This window comes from Sphingobium psychrophilum, assembly GCF_012927105.1.
In the GTDB taxonomy this organism is placed as follows: domain Bacteria; phylum Pseudomonadota; class Alphaproteobacteria; order Sphingomonadales; family Sphingomonadaceae; genus Sphingobium; species Sphingobium psychrophilum.
Genome location: NZ_JABBFV010000049.1, coordinates 1 through 5,998 on the forward strand (window position 1 = coordinate 1; position 5,998 = coordinate 5,998).

The following is a 5,998-nucleotide window of genomic DNA, read 5'->3' on the forward strand; positions in this document are numbered from 1 at the left end:
TTATCCGAAGTTCGCCGGTGACCACCCGCGAAACTGACCGGCCGCTACAGCGCTTGTTCGATGAGCGCGCGTCCGGTCAGCTTCGCTACCCTCAAAACCTACACCACGCGCCGGGACACGACCGCCAAAATCGCAGCTTGGGGCCGACTGGGCCATGTCGGAAAATAGCGATTCCTGGTTGTCGTCTTCGGCGCGACACGGGATTGGGCGCGCCAGTTTGGCCTTGATCCACTCGTCTTCGAGGTCGCTGGAGCGGATTTGATAGGGCGCGTAGCGCATGACCTGCTCGGCGGCGATATGCCATTCCTGAGGAAGCGTTGGATCTTGACTTGCGGGACTCCGAGTTTGGCGGCCGCGTCCGACATCGTGAGCCATTCGCCGTTCTTGTCAGAAGACCGGTAACCGCTGATCTTGCGCACCACATGGCTCACTGGCGTGTTCAGTCTGCCCAATTTAATTGTTAAGGCAATGATTGCATATTGAACGTAATCGGATGATGGACTAGGTAGCCGCGCATGCCCCGCGACCGATCCAGAACCAGCCCCGTCACGCTTTTTGAACTCACGAACGCTTTGCAGCCGATCCGGCGTGTCTGGGTTCAGGCAGTCAGTCTCGCACTCGCCGACTTCGGACTTCCCGCATCGCTCATTTCGGCGCTCATTCTGGCGTCCCGTCATGGAGACAAGGGTGTCAGGCAGAACGCGCTGGCCGAGGAAGTCGGGGTCAATCCGGGCGGCATGGTGCGCATTCTCGACCAGGCCGAAGCCGCCAACCTGCTTGAGCGGCGCGATTCTCCCGAGGACCGGCGCATCAAGGCGATCCATGTCATGCCGAAAGGTCGTGACCTTGCGAAGAAGATGGAAAAGGCGGTCACGCGGCTCCGCGACGACCTCCTTGGTGATCTTCCTTCGCAGGACATCGAAACGACGACGCGCACGCTGCGTTTGTTCGAGGAACGGATCGGTCAGTTCCTGCAGCAGGCGCGGACGGGCCGATGAAAGTCAGCGCCGATCAGCTGATCTTCTCTGTTAAGCTGTTCGTCGCGGGCATGATCGCATTCGCGATAGCGGTGCGGATCGGCCTGCCCAATCCTTACTGGGCACTTGTCACCTGCTGCGTCTGCATGAACCCCATGAGCGGGGCGATCCGGTCGAAGGCCGTCTATCGGTTCACCGGAACTTTCTGCGCCGGCTTCGTCACGCTTGCCATGGTCGCGCTGTTTGCGAGCGCGCCGCTGCTGCTGATCGCGGCGTCGGGAATCGTGGCAACCCTGGCGTTCGGTATTTCTTTCCTCGACCGCACGCCGCGCAGCTACGGCTTCCAGCTTTTCGCGATCACGCTCATGCTGGTGGCCGTCGCCGGCGTGGATCATCCGGAGATCATGTTCGATACCGTTGTGGCGCGGGTCAGCGAAATCACCCTCGGCATCCTCGCGACGACCCTCGTTGACGGCGTGATCGCTCCGCGTTCTCTTGAAGGTGCGCTACGCGCGCGCCTGCATCGCTGGCTGCCCAGCATCGAGACCTGGGCGAAGGATGTCCTTGATGGCCATGAGGCGGACGCCCAAGGAGAGCATGACCGGCTAAAGACGCTGGCCGACATCACATCCCTGTCACAGCTGACCGGAGCGCTGCGCTACGATCCGACGATCCATCGCGATGACCTGCGGCACGCGCTCGCGATCCAGCAACGCCTGCTGCGCATGGTCCCGCTCCTTTCCGCAATCGGCAGCCGCATCGCGGGCCTTGGCGAAGCGGAGCGCTTGGCCCTCCGACCCTCTCTCGCCACGGCCAGGGCCCATCTTGATGCCGGTACGGAACCGCCACCCGATCTGGCCGATGCCGTGCGCGCGCTTCCGCTCGATGCCAGTGACGCGCGCGCGTGGCAGCAGCTCATTCATGATGCGCTGGCCGACATGCTGGCCGAAATGCTGACGCTCTGGAGCGAGGTTTCGCGGATCGAGGCGGCGTTGAGCGGAAAGGCGAAGCTTGCGCCCGCGCTCGCGCGAACAGTCAGCGAGACGCAGGCGTTTCCGCTCAACCCCGACATTGATCACGCTGCCCGGATCGCGGCGGGAATCCTCGTAACCTACGCCCTCCTCTGCGGGCTCTGGTATGCGACGGGCTGGCATCAGGGCGCGAACGCTGTCCTGTTCAGCACGATAGCGCTGGCCTTCTTCGGCGGCGGCGACGAGCCTGGCAGAGCGATCGGAATGTTCGCGCGTTTCGCCCTGCTCGCGACCCTGCTGGCGGGGATCCTGTGCTACGGCCTGCTCCCGCTCGCTGCCGATTTCGCGACCTTTGCGATGATGATGGGCCTGTTCATGCTGCCGCTGGGCGTCTGGGCGGCCGTCAGTCCGATGGCGACGCTGATCCTCGCCTTCGGGCTCAGCAACATCAATCTACAGGGTCATTATTCGCCGCCCGATTTCGGAACCTTCGTCGAGGCGAGCGTCGCCAGCATGCTGGGCATATTCACCGCCATTCTCGGCGCCGGCCTGTTCCGTACCTGGGGCGTGCAGCATCAGCTTCAGCGCGTCCTCCGCATCGAAGCGCGCGAGATCGCGCGGCTGAGCCGGTCGCCCAGCCGACGGTTGCGGGACAGCTATGTCCAGCGGGCGCTCGACCGCATTTCGGTGGTGACGGCGCGCCTTGCCGCAGCCGGGCAAATCGAGCGGAGCGCCGGCCTGCTCATCCGGCTGCGGGTCGGCGCGAACGTCGCCGACCTGCGCTCGATGGGCAACGCGCTTCCCGCCGATGGGCGGCAGGCGACGGATCGGGTTCTCGATCAACTCCGCAGCGAGTTCGACAAGCCGCAGCCGTCGTCCCGTCTGCTCGCGCTCATCGACGAAGCACTTGATGCGCTCTGGCCGGGAGATGGTTCGCCCGGCGCTCGCCCCGACCGCGCCATTCATGCCTTAGCGGGTCTGCGCATCGCCCTGTTCGAGCGCGCGCCGGCCTGGGTACCGGCGACATGATCGGCGAAATCGACATCGCGGGCGTGTTCGTTTCGCCGCTGCTCCTCTGCGCGATCCTCGGCTTCGCGATGCGCCTGCTGCTGTCGCGGGTGCTCGAGTCCATCAGCTTCTACCGCCTCGTCTGGCAGCGCCCGCTGTTCGACACCGCCCTGTTCCTCATCCTGACCGGCACCGCCTTTCTGGCTCTACGCCTTGTCACCGCATCCTGAAGTGCCCGCCATGACCCTAGATCGCGATACCCTCCTCCGCCTGCTCAAGCCCCTGCTCACCCTGCTGGTGGTGGGTGCGGGCGTGTTCGTCTTCTGGTACCTCTATAATTACTACACCTACGCGCCACAGACGCGCGACGGGAAGATCAGGGCGGATGTGGTCCCGCTCGCGGCAGACGTGTCGGGCCGGGTCGAGCAGGTCCACGTTCGCGACAACCAGGTGGTCAGGCGCGGCGACATCCTGTTTACCATCGACCATGTTCGGCTGCGCAATGCCGTTGAGCAGGCCGAGGCCGCTGTCGCCACGGCACGGGCAACGTTGAACGCCGCCGAACGGGAGAACCGCCGCTATCAGGCCCTCTCTGATATCGTCTCGGGACAGCAACGTGACGACCGCCGCTCCACCGCCGAGGAGGCCCGCGCACGCTATGCCCAGGCGATCGCTGATCGCGATCTCGCCCGCATCAATCTGGCGCGCGCCGAGGTGCGTGCGCCGGTCAACGGCATCGTCACCAATTTCTCGCTCCGTCCCGGCGCCTATGCGGCCACCGGGCAGCCCGTGATGACGCTGGTCGATTCCGACAGCTACTATGTTGCCGGCTATTTCGAGGAGACGAAGCTTTCGCACATCCGCCCCGGCGTCCGCGTCACGATCCGGGTAATGGGCGAGGATAGGCCGCTTTCTGGCCATGTTGAAGGCCGATCGGCGGGCATTGACGATCGCGAACGGACGACCGCGTCCGGGACGCTACTCGCGAATGTCAATCCCACCTTCAGCTGGGTCCGTCTTGCCCAGCGCATCCCCGTGCGGATCGCCATCGACAAGGTGCCGCCCGGCATCGATCTGATCGCGGGCCGGACGGTCACCGTGACGCTCAATGGCGCGGAAAATGCGCTCGGCCCCGGCCGGAGCGAATGACGATGGGGCGCGTCGGAACGAAAAGGCTGCTCGGACTGATGGGCGCGCTGATGCTCGCTGGCTGTGGCACGGTCGGCCCCAGCTATCGGGCGCCGCCCTTGCCCGCAGGCATCTCGGATCGGCCCGCAAGCTTTGCCGAAGGAAAATCGCCCGCCTATTCGGCTGAACCCTTGCCCCAGCGCTGGTGGCGCCTCTACGCTATTCCCCAGTTCGATGCGCTCGTCCAGGAAGCGATCGAGGCCAACACCGACCTCAGGGTCGCGGCGGCCAATCTCGAACGCGCGCGCGCGATTGTCCAGGAGGTCGAGGCCGGCGCGGGCGTCCAGACTTCCACGGCGGGCGGCGTATCGGTGGGCGAGCCGTCCAATCTCGGTCTCGGCTCGCCCAACGGGACCCATGCGACATTCGACGCCGGCGTCGGCATATCCTATGAACTCGACGTCGTGGGCCGGATTCGGCGCACGATCGAAGCCGCGCAGGCCGATGCGGAAGCGCAGGCCGCCGCCTATGACCTTGCGCGCACGACGGTCGTGGCCGGAGTGGTCGGCGCCTATGGAGATGCCTGCGCGGCCGGCGCGCGGATGACCGTTGCCCGCCATTCGGTCGAACTGCAGCGGCAAAGCCTCGCCCTCACCGAAAGAGGCGTGCGCGCCGGCCTCTACACGTCGCTCGACGCTACCCGCTCGCGCGCGCTTCTGGCTCAGCTCGAGGCAGCGCTGCCGCCGATCGAGGCAGGCCGCAAAGCTGCACTATTCAGTCTTGCCGTGCTGCTCGGCCGGACGCCCGAAGATTATCCGCCCAATCTCGCGACCTGCCGGATCATCCCTTCCGTCGACCGCCCCCTGCCGATTGGCGACGGTATGGCGCTGATCCGGCGCCGGCCTGACATCCGCGAAGCTGAACGCCGGCTTGCGGCTGCGACGGCGCGCATCGGAGTGGCGACGGCGGACCTCTATCCGAGCGTCAGCCTCGGCGCATCGCTCGGCACGACCTCGCGGAGCGTGGGCGGGCTGGTCGACGATTCGGCGTTGCGGTTCAGCTTCGGCCCGCTCATCTCGTGGTCCTTCCCGAACCGACGCGTCGCCAGGGCGCGGATCGCGGAAAGCGATGCAGCGGCGCGCGCGACGCTGGCGGCATTTGACGGAAGCGTCCTCGCAGCTCTCCGCGAAACCGAGACGGTCCTCAGCACCTATGCCCGTAATCTGGACCAGAATGCAAAGCTCAGGCGCGCGCGCGATGAGAGCCGGAGGGCTTCCGGGCTCCAGGCCCGGATAACCGGGGGCGGTCTTGGAACAGGCCTTGAACTGCTCGACGCGCAGCGAAGCCTTGCCACGGCCGAAGCAGCGCTGGCGGCCTCGGATGCGTCCATCGCCTCGGATCGCGTTCGGCTGTTCCTTGCGCTCGGCGGCGGCTGGGGAGGAGCCATGGCGGGGCCATGATGACCGAGCCTTCGCGAGGCGTACGCTCCGCGGATGTTTGATGGGGCCGAATTACAGAGGAGCAGCCCCGCCTCGATAGGTATCCTTTGTGCTGACGGATCAGGTCCCGGTGCCCCTCCACGCCGCAACTGACGCCATGGTGGCGGGAATTGAACGATCCGCTGCTCGATCAACTGATTTGACGGGCGCCGTTCTCCAACCCGTCGATTGATATCGCCGAAGCGCGTGTTCGGCACCCGGCAGCCTGATCATGTGGTGGGGTTGGTCTCGCCTCATGAGTATCCAATTCGGCACGATGCTCGCCAATGATGCACTTGTGGGTTGTTTAATCGTAACCGTCCGATTGTTACCGCGGCTTATGGGCCTTGAAGCGCGCGGCGAGTTCGGGATCGTCGATAAAGTCATCGAGGAATTGGTGCCAGGCCTTGGTCGTGAGACGTCCATCGCTGAGCAT

At 65.3% G+C, this 5,998-nt stretch carries 6 protein-coding genes; all 6 read left to right on the plus strand.

The window, feature by feature from the left end; genetic code table 11:
- The first annotated feature begins 515 nt into the window (after positions 1-515).
- A complete protein-coding gene (locus HHL08_RS24810; protein WP_169575532.1) occupies positions 516-998 on the plus strand; it encodes a MarR family winged helix-turn-helix transcriptional regulator in 483 nt (160 codons plus the stop codon).
- On the plus strand, positions 995-2,977 hold the full coding sequence (locus HHL08_RS24815) for an FUSC family protein (RefSeq protein WP_169575533.1): 1,983 nt from the start codon (positions 995-997) through the stop codon (positions 2,975-2,977). The genes HHL08_RS24810 and HHL08_RS24815 overlap by 4 nt, the downstream gene beginning before the upstream one ends.
- Positions 2,974-3,186 carry a DUF1656 domain-containing protein gene (locus HHL08_RS24820; RefSeq protein ID WP_024018728.1) on the plus strand — a complete coding sequence of 71 codons (213 nt, stop codon included), beginning with the start codon at positions 2,974-2,976 and terminating at the stop codon, positions 3,184-3,186. Before HHL08_RS24815 ends, HHL08_RS24820 begins: the two co-directional genes overlap by 4 nt.
- 10 nt (positions 3,187-3,196) lie before the next feature.
- Complete coding sequence (locus HHL08_RS24825) at positions 3,197-4,105, plus strand: HlyD family secretion protein (RefSeq protein ID WP_169575534.1); 909 nt, start codon at positions 3,197-3,199, stop codon at positions 4,103-4,105.
- A gap of 38 nt (positions 4,106-4,143) precedes the next feature.
- A complete protein-coding gene (locus HHL08_RS24830) occupies positions 4,144-5,544 on the plus strand; it encodes an efflux transporter outer membrane subunit (protein WP_206378092.1) in 1,401 nt (466 codons plus the stop codon).
- Between the two features lie 274 nt (positions 5,545-5,818).
- Positions 5,819-5,998 (plus strand): hypothetical protein (locus HHL08_RS25430; protein ID WP_206378093.1); only part of this gene is annotated, 180 nt, incomplete at its 3' end.

What these genes read in the sequence shown, in the direction of transcription:
- HHL08_RS24810 (WP_169575532.1), top strand. Translation starts at nt 516, where the DNA reads ATGCCCCGCGACCGATCCAGAACCAGCCCCGTCACGCTTTTTGAACTC.
- HHL08_RS24815 (WP_169575533.1), top strand. Translation starts at nt 995, where the DNA reads ATGAAAGTCAGCGCCGATCAGCTGATCTTCTCTGTTAAGCTGTTCGTC.
- HHL08_RS24820 (WP_024018728.1), top strand. Translation starts at nt 2,974, where the DNA reads ATGATCGGCGAAATCGACATCGCGGGCGTGTTCGTTTCGCCGCTGCTC.
- HHL08_RS24825 (WP_169575534.1), top strand. Translation starts at nt 3,197, where the DNA reads ATGACCCTAGATCGCGATACCCTCCTCCGCCTGCTCAAGCCCCTGCTC.
- HHL08_RS24830 (WP_206378092.1), top strand. Translation starts at nt 4,144, where the DNA reads ATGGGCGCGCTGATGCTCGCTGGCTGTGGCACGGTCGGCCCCAGCTAT.